Annotated in this window: 15 protein-coding genes; 6 read left to right on the plus strand and 9 right to left on the minus strand. The window is 66.5% G+C overall.

Going from position 1 to position 15,644, the window contains the following annotated elements:
* Positions 1-4: 4 nt before the first annotated feature.
* Together CSAL_RS07530 and arsH are read right to left on the minus strand one after the other, a co-directional pair.
* Positions 5-421, minus strand: coding sequence for an arsenate reductase ArsC (locus CSAL_RS07530; protein ID WP_011506783.1), 417 nt, complete (start codon positions 419-421; stop codon positions 5-7).
* A 72-nt stretch (positions 422-493) separates the two neighbouring features.
* Positions 494-1,204, minus strand: a complete 711-nt coding sequence (gene arsH, locus CSAL_RS07535; protein ID WP_011506784.1) for an arsenical resistance protein ArsH — start codon at positions 1,202-1,204, stop codon at positions 494-496.
* 55 nt (positions 1,205-1,259) lie between these two features.
* On the opposite strand from arsH, the gene CSAL_RS07540 reads away from it, so the two are divergent.
* Positions 1,260-1,586, plus strand: coding sequence for an ArsR/SmtB family transcription factor (locus CSAL_RS07540; RefSeq protein WP_011506785.1), 327 nt, complete (start codon positions 1,260-1,262; stop codon positions 1,584-1,586).
* 16 nt (positions 1,587-1,602) lie between these two features.
* On the opposite strand, the gene CSAL_RS07545 is transcribed toward CSAL_RS07540, so the two are convergent.
* The 3 genes from CSAL_RS07545 to CSAL_RS07555 form a co-directional block, all read right to left on the minus strand.
* The gene (locus CSAL_RS07545) at positions 1,603-2,895 is read right to left on the minus strand and encodes an arsenic transporter (protein ID WP_011506786.1); all 1,293 of its coding nucleotides are present in this window, start codon (positions 2,893-2,895) and stop codon (positions 1,603-1,605) included.
* Between the two features lie 124 nt (positions 2,896-3,019).
* Positions 3,020-4,381 (minus strand): TrkH family potassium uptake protein, encoded by a 1,362-nt coding sequence (locus CSAL_RS07550; RefSeq protein WP_011506787.1) that lies wholly within the window; start codon positions 4,379-4,381, stop codon positions 3,020-3,022.
* A gap of 52 nt (positions 4,382-4,433) precedes the next feature.
* A complete protein-coding gene (locus CSAL_RS07555; protein ID WP_043558175.1) occupies positions 4,434-5,090 on the minus strand; it encodes a potassium channel family protein in 657 nt (218 codons plus the stop codon).
* Positions 5,091-5,297: 207 nt separating this feature from the next.
* Between CSAL_RS07555 and CSAL_RS07560 the strand changes: the two genes are divergently transcribed.
* Positions 5,298-6,758, plus strand: a complete 1,461-nt coding sequence (locus tag CSAL_RS07560; protein ID WP_011506789.1) for a sodium-dependent transporter — start codon at positions 5,298-5,300, stop codon at positions 6,756-6,758.
* Positions 6,759-6,842: 84 nt separating this feature from the next.
* On the opposite strand, the gene CSAL_RS07565 is transcribed toward CSAL_RS07560, so the two are convergent.
* Positions 6,843-7,619 carry an SIMPL domain-containing protein gene (locus tag CSAL_RS07565; protein WP_043558180.1) on the minus strand — a complete coding sequence of 259 codons (777 nt, stop codon included), beginning with the start codon at positions 7,617-7,619 and terminating at the stop codon, positions 6,843-6,845.
* Positions 7,620-7,803: 184 nt separating this feature from the next.
* On the opposite strand from CSAL_RS07565, the gene CSAL_RS07570 reads away from it, so the two are divergent.
* Positions 7,804-8,613 (plus strand): helical backbone metal receptor, encoded by an 810-nt coding sequence (locus CSAL_RS07570; protein ID WP_179152083.1) that lies wholly within the window; start codon positions 7,804-7,806, stop codon positions 8,611-8,613.
* 9 nt (positions 8,614-8,622) lie between these two features.
* Here the strand turns inward: CSAL_RS07570 and cobO are convergent, their stop codons facing one another.
* On the minus strand, positions 8,623-9,225 hold the full coding sequence (gene cobO, locus CSAL_RS07575; RefSeq protein ID WP_011506792.1) for a cob(I)yrinic acid a,c-diamide adenosyltransferase: 603 nt from the start codon (positions 9,223-9,225) through the stop codon (positions 8,623-8,625).
* Positions 9,226-9,322: 97 nt separating this feature from the next.
* A complete protein-coding gene (locus tag CSAL_RS07580) occupies positions 9,323-10,054 on the minus strand; it encodes a ParA family protein (RefSeq protein WP_011506793.1) in 732 nt (243 codons plus the stop codon).
* Positions 10,055-10,315: 261 nt separating this feature from the next.
* On the opposite strand from CSAL_RS07580, the gene CSAL_RS07585 reads away from it, so the two are divergent.
* A complete protein-coding gene (locus CSAL_RS07585) occupies positions 10,316-11,227 on the plus strand; it encodes an oxygenase MpaB family protein (protein ID WP_011506794.1) in 912 nt (303 codons plus the stop codon).
* On the opposite strand, the gene CSAL_RS07590 is transcribed toward CSAL_RS07585, so the two are convergent.
* On the minus strand, positions 11,181-11,498 hold the full coding sequence (locus CSAL_RS07590) for a hypothetical protein (protein ID WP_050934507.1): 318 nt from the start codon (positions 11,496-11,498) through the stop codon (positions 11,181-11,183). The two genes, CSAL_RS07585 and CSAL_RS07590, sit on opposite strands and share 47 nt — an antisense overlap.
* 132 nt (positions 11,499-11,630) lie before the next feature.
* On the opposite strand from CSAL_RS07590, the gene CSAL_RS07595 reads away from it, so the two are divergent.
* Together CSAL_RS07595 and CSAL_RS07600 are read left to right on the plus strand one after the other, a co-directional pair.
* Positions 11,631-13,310: a VRR-NUC domain-containing protein gene (locus CSAL_RS07595; protein ID WP_043559222.1), complete on the plus strand. Its 1,680-nt coding sequence runs from the start codon at positions 11,631-11,633 to the stop codon at positions 13,308-13,310.
* Positions 13,307-15,628 carry an ATP-dependent DNA helicase gene (locus CSAL_RS07600; RefSeq protein ID WP_011506797.1) on the plus strand — a complete coding sequence of 774 codons (2,322 nt, stop codon included), beginning with the start codon at positions 13,307-13,309 and terminating at the stop codon, positions 15,626-15,628. Before CSAL_RS07595 ends, CSAL_RS07600 begins: the two co-directional genes overlap by 4 nt.
* Positions 15,629-15,644: the final 16 nt, after the last annotated feature.

Consider the following 15,644-nt stretch of genomic DNA (forward strand, 5'->3'; position numbering starts at 1 on the left):
TGGCTCAGGCCTCCCGGGACTGAACGCTCAACCATAGCCGCAGGCGGCCACGAATCTCTTCGAGGGTCTGGGTATAGGCGCCGTCACGCGGATTGAGGCGCGGATCCAGGATATCCCAGAACAGCAGCTCGTCGGTGTTGCCTTCCCAGTCGCGGCAGCGCTGCTGGGCTTTTTCGCAGAGGATGATCACGCTGTCGAAATGCTCGCCGGCATAGGCCTCCAGCGATTTGCTGGCCAGCCCCGTGGTATCGATGCCCAGCTCTGCGAGTGCCTGCAGCGCCGCCTGCTGCGGCTCATCGGGCTCGACGCCGGCGCTGTAGGCCTCGAAGCGCTGTCCGGCCATGTGACGCAGCAGGGCTTCGGCCATCAACGAGCGGGCCGAGTTGGCGTTGCAGAGAAAGAGAACGCGTTTTTTGCTCATGGGTCAGCCTCGTGGGATATATGGCGAGACGAATATGCCCGAGATCCATGTCATTTCGATGAACGTGCCGGGCTACATGCCACGCTGATTGACGCGCCGAGATACCTCTTCGGCACTTTCCTTGCGTTCGGAGTAGCGGTCGGTGAGCAGGTCGCTGCGGTCGCGTGTCAGCAAGGTGAGCTTCACCAGCTCTTCCATCACGTCGACGATACGGTCGTAGAGCGGCGAGGGCTTCATGCGGTCGTCGTCGCCGAATTCCAGGAACGCCTTGGGCACCGACGACTGGTTGGGGATGGTCAGCATGCGCATCCAGCGACCGAGAATGCGTAGCTGGTTGACCGTATTGAAGGACTGCGAGCCGCCGCAGACCTGCATGACCGCCAGGGTCTTGCCCTGGGTCGGGCGGACGCCGCCCAGCGCCAGCGGAATCCAGTCGATCTGCGCCTTCATGATGCCGGTCATCGCGCCGTGACGCTCCGGGGAGCACCACACCATGCCTTCCGCCCACTGCGCCAGCTCGCGGAGCTCCTGAACCTTGGGGTGCGAGGCGTCCTCGCTGTCCGGCAAGGGCAGGCCGCGCGGATCGAAGCAACGTGTCTCGGCACCCATGGCAGCGAGCAAACGCGCGGCTTCCTCGCTGACCAGACGACTGAACGAGCGTTCACGCAGCGAGCCATGCAGCAGCAGGATACGCGGCGGATGCGTGCTGAGTCGGGGCGCCATCAGCGCATCGCCGTCGGGGACGGCGAAAGATGCGGTGTCGAGATTGGGAAGGTCGTGCATGAACGACTCCTGTGTGGGATAGTCGGGTCAACGTAACTTCTACCGTTGTGCAAATATGGAAACGAATGACGCTCTCAAGGCCTTGTCGGCGCTGGCGCAGCGCACGCGACTGGCGATCTTTCGGCACCTGGTGGGGGTCGGCCCCGACGGTGCCTTCGCCGGCGATATCGCCGAGGCCCTCGGGGTCTCGCCCTCGACGCTCTCCTTCCATCTCAAGGAGCTCGCGCACGCCGGTCTGGTGCATGGCGAGGCACATGGCCGGCATGTCCACTACCGTGCCGATTTCTCCCGGATGCGCGGCCTGGTGGATTACCTGACCGCGCACTGCTGTGACGATCGCCCCGCGCAGTGCCGATTGCCGGACGACACCGGCCGCTGCTGATCCCGGGGCTGGCGCTTCATGCCGCGAGAAACTGTAGCCAGGCAGCCAGTGCCAGCAGGGTGACCGTCAGCACGGGGACGGTGAGCACGATGCCCACGCGGAAATAATAGCCCCAACCGATGGTCATGCCCTTGCGCGCCAGGACGTGCAGCCACAGCAGGGTGGCGAGGCTGCCGATGGGCGTGATCTTGGGGCCCAGGTCGCTGCCGATGACGTTGGCATAGACCATCGCCTGCTGGGTCAGGTCGGTGACGTCGCTGGCATCGATCGACAAGGCGACCACCAGTACGGTGGGCATGTTGTTCATCACCGAGGAAAGCCCGGCGGCGATGAAGCCTGTCCCCAGCGTGGCGATCCAGGGGCCATGCCCGCCCAGCCATTCCAGGCCGCCGGCGATCATGTCGGTCAGTCCGGCGTTGCGCAGGCCATACACCACCAGGTACATGCCCAGCGAAAACACCACGATGTTCCAGGGGGCGTCGCGCAGCACCTTGCGGGTGTGGATGTGATGACCGCGCTGGGCGATCACGAACAGGATCGACGCACCGATGGCGGCGATCACGCAGACCGGTACGCCCAGCGGTTCGGCCACGAAGAAGCCCACCAGCAAGAGCCCCAGTACCCACCAGCCGGCCTTGAAGACCGCCGGATCGCGAATGGCCTCGCGTGGCTTGCGCAGGTCGCCGAGGGCATAGGTCGAGGGCACCGCACGTCGAAAGAACAGGTACAGCATGCCGAGCGAGGCAAGTACCGAGACGATGTCCACGAGCACCATGACGCCCGCGTATTCGCCGAAGGCGATATCGAAATAGTCCGCCGAGACGATATTGACCAGGTTGGAAATCACCAGCGGCAGGCTGGCGGTATCGGCGATGAAGCCGGCGGCCATCACGAACGCCAGTGTCGCACCGGCGCTGAAGCCCAGGGCGACGAGCATCTCGAAGACGATCGGGGTGAGGATCAAGGCCGCGCCATCGTTGGCGAACACCGCCGCGACCACGGCACCGAGCAGTACCACCAGGACGAACAGGCGACGCCCCCGGCCGTTGCCCCAACGGCCGATATGCAAGGCCGCCCATTCGAAGAAGCCGGCCTCGTCGAGCAGCAGGCTGGTGATGATGATGGCAATGAAGGTGAAGGTGGCGTTCCAGACGATCGACCACACGGCGGGAATGTCCGCAGGGTGGATGACCCCGGTGAGCAGCGCGATCAACGCGCCCGCGCTTGCGCTCCAGCCGATCCCCAGGCCACGCGGCTGCCAGATGACGAGAATGAGCGTGGCGATGAAGATGGGCAGGGCAAGCAGCATGAGGCGTCCGTCGCGACTATCGAAAAATGACGCTTCTATATTTGAACAATCATGGAAATATTGCAACCGTTCGCCTGCCGTCGCCCGCGTGCGGGCAACGACAGTGGTACCACGCGCCGGTACCTCAGCCGATCTGGATGTGGCCCTCGGCGTAGCGCATTCCCCGCGTGCGCCGCGTGGCCAGGAAGTACCCCAGCGACAGCGGTCCGACACGGCCGAGCAGCATGGTGAGCATCAGCATCCATTGGCCGGGCAGCGACAGTTCATTGGTGATGCCGCGCGACAATCCCACCGTGCCGAAGGCGGAGACGCTCTCGAAGGCCAGATCGAGGAACGCGAGGCGGCCATCGGTGATGCACAGCACCAGCAGCGTCACGAACACCAGCGCCACCCCGGCCAGCGCCACGGCGACGGCCTTCATCACCGTCTGTTCGCCGATGGCGCGCCCGTAGGCCGTGGGCTGCGTGCCGCGCAGGAAGGCCCGGGCAACCAACAGCAGCACGATGAAGGTGGTGAGCTTGATGCCGCTGGCGGTGGAGCTCGCGCCGCCACCGATGAACATCAGCAGCATGGTGAGCAGCGAGGAGGCGTCGGACATGGCCGCGGTATCGACACTGTTGAAACCGGCGGTACGCGGTGTCACGGCCTGGAACCAGGCCGCCTGCAGCTTGTCGCCGAGGCTTTCCAGCCCGCCCAGTGTCGCGGGATTGTGCCATTCGAGTGCCGCCATCGCCGCCATGGCGACCAGGTTGATGGCCAGGGTCGCGCACAGCACGATCTTGGTCTGCATGGAGAACCGTCCCCAGCGCCGCTTTTCGCGAATGTCGCTGATCACCACGAAACCCAGGCCGCCGACGATGAAGAGGCTGCTGACGACCAGCGTGACCAGCGGCGTGCCGACGTCGCGCGTCAGGCTGTCGGGCCACAGCGAGAAACCGGCATTGTTGAAGGCGGATACCGCATGAAACAGGCTGGCCCACAAACCGCGCGACCAGCCGAGCTCGGGGACCCAGTGCAGCGCGAGAAGTCCCGCCCCCACTGCCTCGACCAGGACGGCGAAGGCTACCACCAGGCGCACGAGTTGCGAGAGTTCACCCAACGAGGTTTCACCGAGGGCTTCTCGCACCAGGTTCTGCTGCTGCAGGGGGAGGCGGGCCCCCAGGAGCAGCAGGGTCAGAGCCCCGAAGGTCATGAACCCCAGTCCGCCGATCTGGATCAAGGCCAGCAGCACGACCTGGCCGAACGGTGTGAAAGCGCTGGTATCGACGACCGCCAGCCCGGTGACCGTCACCGCCGAGGTGGCGGTGAACAGCGCCTCCTGCCAGTCGAGCGTTACCGTCGCGGCCATGGGCAGGCGCAACAAGCCGCCGCCGATCAGGCAGAGCAGGGTAAAGCCCAGCAATAGCGTTTCCGGCGGCGAAAGCCTAAGTACGCGGCCGTGTGGCGTATGTCGCCAGGGGCGTGACAGGCGTTGCCAGAAACTCATGAGCACGCCCCGTGGAGCCGTGCGTCGCTCGGGGCGCGGTGGCGAAGTGGTGTCATAGCTTGTTGCCCAGCTCGCGCAACGCGGCGAGATCCCCCATCAGAACCAGGTGGTCGCCGCGTGCCAGCTCGGTAGTGCGCTCGGGCGCGCGGATTACCTCGTCGCCTCGCTTGATGGCCACCAGACACAGGGCGCGTTCGTCGATATCGAGCTGCGCGACGGTGGCGCAGTGCTCGGTGAGGCGTTCGGTTGCCTCGATCTCGACGATGAACTCGCGTTCGCCGAGACGGATGAAATCGACCATGGCATGATAATTGAGGCTTTCGGCGACGCGGATGCCGGTGTCGTATTCGGGGTACACGATATGGTCCGCGCCGAGGCGGTCGAGCAGCTTGTAGTGAGCGTCCGAGTGGGCCTTGGCCCAGATTTCGCGGGCCCCCAGTTCCTTGGCGTGCAGGGTGCAGATCACGCTGGCCTCGAGGTTGCCGTCGACGTCGATGACCACGGCGTCGTAGTCCTCCAGCGACAGCTCGGCGAGTGCCTTTTCGTCGGTGACGTCGGCGATGACGGCGTGATCGAGGTGCTCGGCCATGGCGTCGACACGAGACTCGTCGCGATCGACGCCAAGTAGCTGATTGTTATGCCGCTTGAGCTCGCGAGCGACCGTGCTGCCGAAATAGCCGAGTCCGAGAATGGCGAATTGGCGTGTCATGCGACCTCCAGGGCTGTCGATGCAAGTGATGCGCCGGGTCCGGGAGTCAGCTTCGCATAAGCCGGCAATCGGCTCCAGCGATTGCCTCGCCGTCGCGGTTCGGGCGGACGCGGTTCGCGAAATGTCGATGGAAAACGGTAGAATCGCCCGGTGGCAAGTGCTCGCGCCGCGCTGCATGAACCACAAAAATAACCCTTCAGGTGAACCATGACGGCAAGACAGCAACCCAAAAATCTTTGGATCGGCCGCTGGGGCTTCGTGCTGGCGGCGACGGGCTCGGCAGTGGGCCTTGGCAATATCTGGAAGTTTCCCTACATGACTGGCGAGTACGGCGGCGGCGCCTTCGTGCTCGTCTACCTGGCCTGCATTCTGTGCATCGGGATCCCCGCGATGATGACCGAGATCGCCTTCGGGCGGCGCGGGCGCGGGAGTCCCATCGATGCCGTCAAGCGCGTGGCGCAGGAGTCCGGTCGCGGCAAGATCTGGTCCGGGTTCGGCTGGATGTCGATGCTCGCCGGGTTCATGATCCTGTCCTTCTACGTGGTCGTCGCCGGCTGGTCGCTTGCCTACCTGTGGAAGGCGATCAGCGGCGGCCTGCAGGGTGGCAGCGTCGAGGACATGGCGGCCATCTTCGGCGCCAACAACGCCAATCCGCTGACGCTGGGGGCGTGGAGCACGCTGGTGACGGTGGTGACCATGTTCATCGTCGGCAAGGGGGTGCAGGAAGGCATCGAGCGCAGCATGCGCTGGATGATGCCGGGCATGGTGCTGTTGCTGTTGGCCATGATCGTCTATGCCATGTTCTCCGGCGGCTTCGGCGAGGCGGTGACGTTCCTGTTCTCCTTCGAGGTGGGCAAGCTGTCCAGCGCTGGCCTGCTGGCGGCGATGGGGCATGCCTTCTTCACGCTGTCGCTGTCGGCGGGGGCGATCATGGCCTACGGGGCCTACCTGCCCGACAGCAAGTCCATCGCGCGCACCACCTTCACCGTGGCGATCTGCGATACGCTGATCGCGCTGATGGCCGGTCTGGCGATCTTTCCGGCGATTTTCGCCAACGGCATGGATCCGGCCAGCGGGCCGGGGCTGATCTTCATGAGTCTGCCGCTGGCCTTCCAGCAGATGCCGCTGGGCAATGTGCTGCAGGTGATCTTCTTCGTGATGCTCAGCGTGGCGGCCCTGACCTCCGCCGTGTCGATGATCGAGGCCACGGTGGCCTGGCTGACCGAGCGCAAGGGCATGAGTCGCAAGCGTGCGGCATGGAGCAGTGGCATCGTGCTCTGGTTGCTGAGCACGCTGGCCATGCTGTCCTTCAACCTGGGTGCCGACTGGACGCTCGCCGGGAAGACCGTCTTCGACTGGCTCGATTACCTGACCTCGCGCTGGATGATGCCGCTGGGCGGTCTGGGGCTCTGCCTGATGGCCGGCTTCCTGCTGCGCGACGAGATCTTCCGCGACGAACTGCGGCTCTCCAGGCGCCAGCATGCCTTGTGGCTGCTGATGGTCCGCTACGTCAGTCCTCTGGGCATCGTGCTGATCTTCATCGATGCGCTGGGAGTGATGAGCATCGATATCGGCAGCCAGTGGCCGTGGTTCCTCGCGGTGCTGGTGGCCATCACCGTGCTCGGTGAGATGCTGAGCCCGCGCGTCAGGCGCCAGTTGGTTGGCTGAACGCGGCCCCACAGACAGGCACGACAGATGAAGAAGCCCGGCCAAGGCCGGGCTTCTGCGTGTCGAGAACTGACGCGCGCCTCGTCAGGATCCGTCTTCGATAGTCCAGGTGACGCTGACGCCGGCGTCGATGCCGATCTCGCCGGCCCGATACTGCGGCGCGGCCTTGGCGTCGGCGGACTCGGCCCGCATCATCATGGGGCGAGGCGTGTAGTCGGGTGCCTGGGTTTCCTCGACGCGCACCACACGACCGAGCTTGACCTCGAGGGTGTCGGCCATCAATTGGGCCTTCTGCCGGGCGCGCTCGAGTGCCTGGGTCAGCGCCTTGTCGCTGGCGGCATCGCGGTCGGCGAGGTCGTATTCCACGCCGTCCAGCGCGTCCACGCCCGCGGCGGTCAGCGCATCGAGAATGCGTGGCAGGTGTTCCAGGTCGCGAATCGTCACGCTCACGGGACGCTCGACCTGGGTGCGTACCCGGGGCTCGGCGTCGTCGTCGCCCTGGGGCTGGATCATGATCTCGGGGCGCACGTTGAGCGAACCGGCCTGGATGTCGCGGCTTTCGACGCCGGCGTCCTCCAGGGCGTCAATCAGATCACCGGTGCGCGATTCCAGTCGCTCGCGCGCATCGCCCAGCGCCTGGGCGTCGTTGCCGGCCTCGCTCTGTGCCACGGCGGGGGTCCGCTCCCAGAGGCGCGCATTGAGGCGGGCCATGTCCGGCGCCACGTTGAGAGTCGACTGGGCCTGCACGTGCAGCTCGTGCGGTGCCTGCGGCCCCGGTTTGGCCTGCGCCTGGGTGGCGACCAGCAGCGTGCCGAGAAGCGCGGTGGCCACGAGGGGGAGACGGAATTCCTTGCGTGTCATACGAACCTCCTGTCGCGGTGAGAAATCGGGCCGCTGCCCGGGCGAGCGACCCATCGGGACATGCTATCCTGCGCGTTCGTCAGTGGCTAATGGAGTCGTGAGATTGCCGCGTCTTTCCCCGTTTCTTGCACATGTCGTGATGCTCGCATGGTTCAGCGTCGCGTCGCTTTTCAGTGCGTCGGCGATGGCAGCGCTCGAAGTCGACGACGACGCGGGCCGTACGGTGGCGTTGACGGCGCCCGCCGAGCGTGTCGTGGCACTGGCGCCGCACATCGTGGAGCTGCTGTACGCGGTGGGGGCCGGCGAGCGCGTGGTGGGGGCCCTAGAGGGCAGCGATTTTCCACGCGCCGCGCGGGACATCCCTCGGGTGGGCAGTTACCGAGGCATCGCCCTGGAAGCCATCATGGCGCGCGAGCCGGACCTGGTGGTGACCTGGCGCAGTGGCACGCCGCGCAGCGTGGTGACGCGCCTCGAGGCGCTGGGCGTGCCGGTCTACGCCAGCGAGCCGCGGCGACTCGCCGACGTGGCTGGCGACCTGCGCGACCTGGGGCGTCTGACCGGTCACGCCGAGGCAGGCGCGCGTGCGGCCGAGGCGTTCGAGGCACGCCTCGCGGCCGCTCGGCAACGCCTGCCCGAAACGCCGCGCGTGTTCTATCAACTGGGGCGCCACCCGCTGACCACGCTGGGCGACGGCCACATCGTCACCCGGGCGATTCGCCATTGCGGCGGGGAGCCGCTGTTCGCGGACCGCCGGGTCCTGGTGCCTGAAATCGGTCGCGAAGCCTTGATCGAGGCGCGCCCTGACGTGATTCTCGCGGCCGCGCCGGACGATGACTGGCAGCAGGCCTGGCAGGACGACACCCTGCTGCCGGCGGTGCGCGAGGGCCATCTGTACACTCTCGATCCCGATGCCATCAGTCGCCCCGGACCGCGCCTGATCCAGGGCGTCGAGCAGGTCTGCCGGGCGCTCGAGCGGGCGACGCCACCGTCCTGACCGGGCGGCTCAGTAGTCGATGCCGCGACGTGCCTGAACGCCGGCATTGAAGGCGTGGCGCACTTCCTGCATCTCGGTGACGGTATCGGCCATGTCGAGCAGTTCGCGATGCGCATTGCGGCCGGTGACGATCACCGTCTGTTCGCTCGGTCGATTGGCGATGGCCTCGCGCACCGAGGCGATGTCGAGATAGCCGAACTTGAGCATGTAGGTGATCTCGTCGAGGACCACGAGATAGACATCGGGGTCTTGCAGCAAGGTCAGGGCGTCACGCCATACCGCCTGGCAGGCGGCGGTGTCGGCCTCGCGGTTCTGGGTGTCCCAGGTGAAGCCGGTGGCCATGACGTGCACGCTCAAGTTGGCGTCATCCGCCAGGCGTTCGCGCTCGCCGCACTCCCACATGCCCTTGATGAACTGTACCACGCCGACGCGATAGCCGTAGCCGAGTGACCGGGTGACCGTTCCCCAGGCGGCGGTGGTCTTGCCCTTGCCGTTGCCGGTGAAGACCAGCAGCAGGCCGCGCTGCTCGGTGGCGGCGGCGACTTTCTCGTCGACATGCGACTTGAGCTTGCGCATGGCGTTGCGGTGGCGGGTCTGGCGATCGTCGGTCATGGTGATGTCCTTGGCAAAACCCGCAACGTACCGCGCTCGCGGCCGTAATGCGACCGCTCATGGGCCCGATGTGCGAGCCCCTGAAGGACGAGCGTGCTTACAGGCGCTGTTCGAGTTCCTGCCAGAGGCCGCGGTACGCTCGCGCAGCGGCGGAGCTGCGGGCGAACTGCGTGACGGGGGCGCGTTCGAGGCCCATGCGCTCGACGGCGCTGGCGTAGGGAATGGTCGTCGTCATCATCAAGGGCCAGTCTTCACTCAGGGTGGCCATGACGTCGAGATGCAGCTTCTTGCGCCGGTCGGCGAGGGTGAAAAAGGGCCACACGGGGCAAGCGTGGTCGACGTCGTCGAGGTGCTCCCGCAACTGCTCCAGGGTACGCAGCGAAAGCGTCGTCGGGATCACCGGCACCAGCAGGGCGTCGGCGCTCGAGAAGACGTGCTCGGAAAGCGTGGAAATGCTCGGTGGGCAGTCGAGGATCACCAGGTCATAGTCGTCGTGAACGGGCTTGAGAATCTTGCGCAACCGGCTGAGCTTGCGGTCTTCCAGCAGGTGATCCAGCTCCCGCGAGCCGAAGGATGCCGGCAACAGGTCGAGCCCGGGCGTTTCGCTGGTGCGAATGACCTTGTCGAAGGAGGCCTTGCCTTTCACCAGCTTGTCCACGCCGCCCCGCACCTTGGGCTTGGCACGCAGGTAGAAGGTCGTGGCCGCCTGCGGATCGAGGTCCCAGAGCAGCACGCGATAGCCGGCCTGGCTCGCCAGGGCGGCCAGGTTGACGGCGGAGGCAGTCTTGCCCACGCCACCCTTGATACTGTAGATGGCTAGCATTTTCATCGAGGCATCTCCCGGCAAGTGGCGCGTGGGGCACCTTGGCAGCGAGGTGTGACGGTTGCGTGTCAGCGATATGACAGTGGCGCCCGGGACGGGCCGATACCCCGCCTGGCGCAAGACATGACGCCATGCTCCACTATACCCTAGGCACTGTCTGAAAAGTCGACGGCGATGCCGACGGTTCGGATGCGATCTCCTGGTCGCATGCCCTATATCATGCCGAGGCGTGTCGGAAGGCACCGCGAGGGGGATCGGGAGGATGCGATGGAAGCGATAAGGCGGCGCATCGAGCGTCAGATCATGGGCGTGACCGGCATGGCCCTGGGCGACATCGATTACGACCGGCCGCCGGGGGACCCGGGACTGTTCGGGCCGCAGAGCGTCTGCTGGCGGGTACACAGCGATTTCACCTCGATGCTGTGCGGAGGAATCGGTGCCCTGATGCTGCAGATGCTGCATCCGCTGGCCCTGGCGGGGGTCTGGGACCATTCCAGCTTTCGCGATGACATGCTCGGCCGTCTACGCCGCACCAGCCAGTTCATCGCCGCCACCACCTTCGCGTCCACCGCGGATGCCGAGCGTCTCATCGAGCGGGTGCGGCGCATTCATGACGAAGTGGTGGGCGTCGCGCCCGACGGCCGTCCTTACGCCGCCAACGACCCGGCCTTGCTGACGTGGGTGCATGTCGCCGAGGTCAGTCGCTTTCTCGCCGCGCATCTGCGTTATCGCAACCCCGACCTGAGTCTTGCCGACCAGGACCGCTACTACGCCGAAGTGGCGAGGGTCGCCGAAGCGCTGGGCGCACGTGATGTCCCGCGCTGCCGCGACGAGGTGGCGGACTATCTCGACGCGATGCGCCCATGTCTGTGCTACGACGTGCGCACTGCCGAGGTATTCCGGCTCTTGCTGCACGCCGAGGCACCGCATCCCATGCTGCGCCCGGTGGTGGCGATGACCATGCGCGCCGGGATCGATCTGCTGCCCGTCTGGGCGGCCGAGATGGCCGGCCGCGACATGCCGAGCTGGCAACGTCGCAGCGTGCGCGCAGGCGTTCGCCGGCTGGTGCCGGTGCTGCGCTGGTCGGTCCGCAATGGCGCGTCGCAGCGCGCGCGGCGTCGCGTGGCCGCGGCTACGACGCCGGAGGCTGGGTCACCGCCGGTGGATGGCCGTACTTGACCTCGAATTGCTCGGTCATTTCCTGGCAGCGCTGCTCGGTGGTACGCCGTTCGCGGGCGTCGAGGGTGTCGCGGGCCAGGCGTTGCCAGCACTGCGCGATGCCATGCTCCTCGCGGGCCTCGTCCTCGGCGGTGCCGCCCTGGCTGATGAAATAGATCAGGATGGCATAGACCAGCACGATGAAGGCCAGACCCGCGACGATCAGGCCCAGGCAACCCGGTTTGCTGGCGCGTCGCGGTGTCACGTCGCGCGAAGAGGAAGCGTCTTTCACGATGGGCTCTTTCGTCCGTTGCATGCGTGACGGCAGTATATCAAAGCCTGGCCCGGGGAGCGGGGCGGCGCGATGTCGCGTGTCACGCGGACAGGCTTGGGGCGCCATGACGAGGATTGCTATGATGGCGACATGACAGCCATGCCTCTCCCGCCGCGTCCCGCGTCGAGCGATGATCCGCTCTATTATCTGCACAACTTCCGCAGCGCCCTGCGCTGGGTGAGGGCGTGCTACGAGGATCTTCTCGATGCCGACGAGCGGACGTTCATGTCGCATTTCGACGCCCTGCCCGAACCGGCCCAGGCGCTGTGGGTGCGCATGGTCATGCGCAAGGGCGAGCTCTTCCGCGACGATCGCCTCGACTACGCGGAAATCGGTGCGCTCGATCCCGCCGTGGCTCCCTTGATGGCGCTGGGGTGGCTGGAGCGCGATCCCGTGCTGCCGGTGTCGGAGGTGCTGGGGATGTTGACCAAGGCCGAGGTCGGGCGTCACCTGGGCGCCTGCCTGAAGGCGCATGGCCTCAAGCGCGGTGACCGCAAGACGGACATGCAGGCGACCCTGGCGGCCGCCGACATCGGCGAAGCCCCATTCTCGGCGTGGTGTCCCGAGGCCGCGTTTCGCGTATGGCGCATGACACGGATGCCCTTGTGTGATCGGTTGCGACTGATGTTCTTCGGCAATCTGCGCCAAGGCTGGAGCGAGTTCGTGCTGGCCGATCTCGGTGTGCGTCGCTTCGAGCGGGTGGCACTGACACCGGCATCGCGTGCCTTTCCGCGTCGCGAGGACATCGACATCTACCTGCGAATTCACGACTGCCGCGAACGTTTCGATGCCGGCGAGACGGTCGCGGCTCTGGTCGAGGCGCTGCCGGCACCGGTGGCCGACAACCCCTGGCTGGAAACGCGTCGCGGCAAGCTGCTGTTCCTGCTGGCCCAGGCCCGAGAGCGGGAAGGCGACCTGGACGAGGCGGCGCGGCTCTACGCGCAGAGCTGCCATCCCGGTGCACGGGGGCGTCGCTTGCGCATGCTCGAACGCCAGGCGCGGCACGAGGAGGCCCTGGCGTTGGCGCGCGAGGCCGAGGCGGCGCCGGAAAGCGAGGCGGAGCGCCAGCAGCTCGACCGCCTGCTTCCGCGCCTGCATCGCCGCCTCTCGTTGCCGTTGCCGACGGCGCCGCCCGTGACCGCGCCCGCGCACCTCGAGTTGACGCTGCCCCGTGCGACCTCGGTGGAAGCGGCCGTGGCACAACGCCTGTCGTCCCCCGAATCGCCGGTGCATTACGTCGAGAACACCTTGATCAACGCCTTGTTCGGTCTGCTCTGCTGGGAGGCGATCTTCGCGCCGATTCCCGGTGCCTTCTTTCATCCCTTCCAGAGCGCGCCAGCCGACCTGTTGCGGCCGGAGTTTGCCGCACGCCGGGATGCGCTCTTTGCGCGTTGCCTGGCACGGCTCGACGTCGCCGAGGGCGAACAGGGCTACCGCGCGGTGATTCGGCGCACCTACCGGGACAAGCAGGGGCTCGAGTCGCCCTTCGTGCACTGGGAAGCATTGAGCGAGACCTTGCTCGAACTGGCGCTGGCGTGCCTGCCCGCGGCGCACCTGCGCCTCTGGTTCGAGCGCCTGCTGCGCGACGTGCGCGCCAATCGGGCGGGCATGCCGGACTTGATACAGTTTCATCCTGCCCAGCAACGCTACCGCATGATCGAGGTCAAGGGCCCCGGGGATCGCCTGCAGGACAATCAGCGCCGCTGGCTGGCATTCTGCGCGCGGCACGCCATGCCGGTGGATGTCTGCTATGTGACCTGGGCGTCATGACCACGGCGGCGGACTACACCGTGGCGGTACGCGCCTTGTGCGACTTCACGGCCAAGCGCGGCGACCTCGACCTGCGTTTCACGCCCTCGCCCAGCGCGGAAGAGGGCATCGAAGGCCATGCGCGAGTCGCCGCGCGACGCGAGGCACACTATCAGCGCGAAATTTCCTTGAGCGGCCTTTACCGGAGCGCGTCGGGGCATCGATTGCGCGTGCGGGGGCGTGCCGACGGGTACGATCCGCGGCGCCAGCGTCTCGAGGAAATCAAGACGCATCGCGGCGATCTGGCGCGTCAGCCGGAGAACCACCGGCATCTGCACTGGGCGCAATTGCATCTTTATGGCTGGCTGCTGTGCGAGGCGCACGAGCTCGAGACGCTCGAGCTGGCATTGGTGTATTTCGACGTCGCCCGCCAGGTCGAGACGCCGCTCGTCCAGCGCATGAGCCGCGCCGCGCTGTACGATGTCTTCGTGACCCACTGCGAGGCGTTTCTCGACTGGGCGTTGCGTGAAACGGCGCATCGCGAGGCACGCGATCGGGCCCTCGAGACCTTGCGCTTTCCGTTCGCGGACTGGCAAGGCGAGCAACGCGCACTGGCCGAAAACGTCTACAAGGCGGCCAGCACCGGGCGTTGCCTGCTGGCCCAGGCGCCCACCGGGACCGGCAAGACCCTGGGCACGCTCTTTCCGATGCTCAAGGCCATGCCCCGGCAACGGCTCGATGGCCTGTGCTATCTCGCCGCCAAGACGCCCGGCCGCCAACTGGCGCTGGATGCGCTGGCACCGCTTGTCGCGCCGACACCGCTGCGTGTGCTGGAACTCACCGCCCGCGACAAGGCATGCGAGCATCCCGACCGCGCCTGTCACGGCGAGTCCTGTCCGCTGGCGGCGGGGTTTTTCGACAAGCTGCCCGCCGCGCGTCGCGCGGTGATCGAGCACGGCTGGTGGGATCGTGCGCGCCTGCGCGAGATCGCGCTGGCCCATGACGTGTGCCCGTATTATCTGGGCCAGGAAATGGCGCGCTGGAGCGATGTGAGCGTCGCCGACTATCACTACTATTTCGACACCGGCGGCCTGCTGCATGCCTTGTCCCAGGCCAATGACTGGCGCCTTGGCGTGCTCGTCGACGAGGCGCACAACCTGGTCGAGCGTGCGCGCGACATGTACAGCGCCACGCTCGATCAGGGAGATCTGCGTGCCCTGATACGCGAGAAGCCCGCCGGCGTCACCGCCGCGCTCAAGCAGCTCAATCGCGAATGGAATGCACTGGGGCGCGAGTGCGAGGCCGAGCACTGCCCGTTGCCCGAGATCCCCGGCGACTGGCTGTCGGCGCTCCATCGGCTGATCGGCACCATCGGCCAGGTGGCGAGCGAACCGCCCTACACGCTGTCGCCGACCTTGCAGCGTTTTTACTTCGATGCCTTGAAGATGGCTCGCATCGCCGAGCGCTTCGACCGGCATTTCGTCTGTGACATCACCCTGCGCCAGGGCGCACGCGGCCTGCGTCATGCGCGCTTGAGCCTGCGCAATCTCGTGCCGGCGTCGATGCTGGCACCTCGCTTCGCGGCAGCCCATGCCAGCGTGCTGTTCTCGGCCACTCTGACGCCGTCGCGCTATCAGCGCGACTTGCTCGGGCTGCCCGGGGACAGCGTGTGGCAGGAAGTGGATTCGCCCTTCGCCAGCGATCAGCTCGAGGTGCGCATCGCGCGACACATCTCGACCCGGTTTCACGAGCGTCAGGCCTCGTTGACGCCCATTGCGGCGTTGATCGCCGAGACCTATGCCCGTCGCCCGGGCAATTATCTGGCCTTTTTCAGCAGCTTCGCCTACCTGGAGGACGTGGTGGCGCAACTGCGCGAACATCATCCCGAAGTGCCGCACTGGCAGCAGTCGCGCGGCATGGATGAAGCGGCGCGGCACGCGTTTCTGGCACGTTTCACGCCTCACGGGCAGGGCGTGGGGTTCGCGGTATTGGGTGGGGCCTTCGGCGAGGGGATCGACCTGCCCGGCGAGCGGCTGGTCGGTGCCTTCATCGCCACGCTGGGACTGCCGCAGGTCAATCCCGTCAACGAGCAGCGGCGCCGCTTCATGCAGACGATGTTCGGCGCCGGCTACGACTACGCCTATCTCTACCCCGGCATCCAGAAGGTGATCCAGGCCGCCGGGCGTGTCATTCGCGGGCGCGAGGATCGAGGCACGATCCACTTGATCGATGATCGCTTCGACCAGCCACGGGTGCGGGCCTTGTTGCCGCGCTGGTGGCGGATAACGTCGAGCGTTGACGAGGGCAATAGCCAGCCGCGCCAGGCTCCGCTAGGGTAGGGCGCAAATGTCTCAG

This window comes from Chromohalobacter israelensis DSM 3043 (assembly GCF_000055785.1).
Lineage (GTDB): Bacteria > Pseudomonadota > Gammaproteobacteria > Pseudomonadales > Halomonadaceae > Chromohalobacter > Chromohalobacter israelensis.

What these genes read in the sequence shown, in the direction of transcription:
- CSAL_RS07530 (WP_011506783.1), bottom strand. Translation starts at nt 421, where the DNA reads ATGAGCAAAAAACGCGTTCTCTTTCTCTGCAACGCCAACTCGGCCCGC.
- arsH (WP_011506784.1), bottom strand. Translation starts at nt 1,204, where the DNA reads ATGCACGACCTTCCCAATCTCGACACCGCATCTTTCGCCGTCCCCGAC.
- CSAL_RS07540 (WP_011506785.1), top strand. Translation starts at nt 1,260, where the DNA reads ATGGAAACGAATGACGCTCTCAAGGCCTTGTCGGCGCTGGCGCAGCGC.
- CSAL_RS07545 (WP_011506786.1), bottom strand. Translation starts at nt 2,895, where the DNA reads ATGCTGCTTGCCCTGCCCATCTTCATCGCCACGCTCATTCTCGTCATC.
- CSAL_RS07550 (WP_011506787.1), bottom strand. Translation starts at nt 4,381, where the DNA reads ATGAGTTTCTGGCAACGCCTGTCACGCCCCTGGCGACATACGCCACAC.
- CSAL_RS07555 (WP_043558175.1), bottom strand. Translation starts at nt 5,090, where the DNA reads ATGACACGCCAATTCGCCATTCTCGGACTCGGCTATTTCGGCAGCACG.
- CSAL_RS07560 (WP_011506789.1), top strand. Translation starts at nt 5,298, where the DNA reads ATGACGGCAAGACAGCAACCCAAAAATCTTTGGATCGGCCGCTGGGGC.
- CSAL_RS07565 (WP_043558180.1), bottom strand. Translation starts at nt 7,619, where the DNA reads ATGACACGCAAGGAATTCCGTCTCCCCCTCGTGGCCACCGCGCTTCTC.
- CSAL_RS07570 (WP_179152083.1), top strand. Translation starts at nt 7,804, where the DNA reads ATGGCAGCGCTCGAAGTCGACGACGACGCGGGCCGTACGGTGGCGTTG.
- cobO (WP_011506792.1), bottom strand. Translation starts at nt 9,225, where the DNA reads ATGACCGACGATCGCCAGACCCGCCACCGCAACGCCATGCGCAAGCTC.
- CSAL_RS07580 (WP_011506793.1), bottom strand. Translation starts at nt 10,054, where the DNA reads ATGAAAATGCTAGCCATCTACAGTATCAAGGGTGGCGTGGGCAAGACT.
- CSAL_RS07585 (WP_011506794.1), top strand. Translation starts at nt 10,316, where the DNA reads ATGGAAGCGATAAGGCGGCGCATCGAGCGTCAGATCATGGGCGTGACC.
- CSAL_RS07595 (WP_043559222.1), top strand. Translation starts at nt 11,631, where the DNA reads ATGACAGCCATGCCTCTCCCGCCGCGTCCCGCGTCGAGCGATGATCCG.
- CSAL_RS07600 (WP_011506797.1), top strand. Translation starts at nt 13,307, where the DNA reads ATGACCACGGCGGCGGACTACACCGTGGCGGTACGCGCCTTGTGCGAC.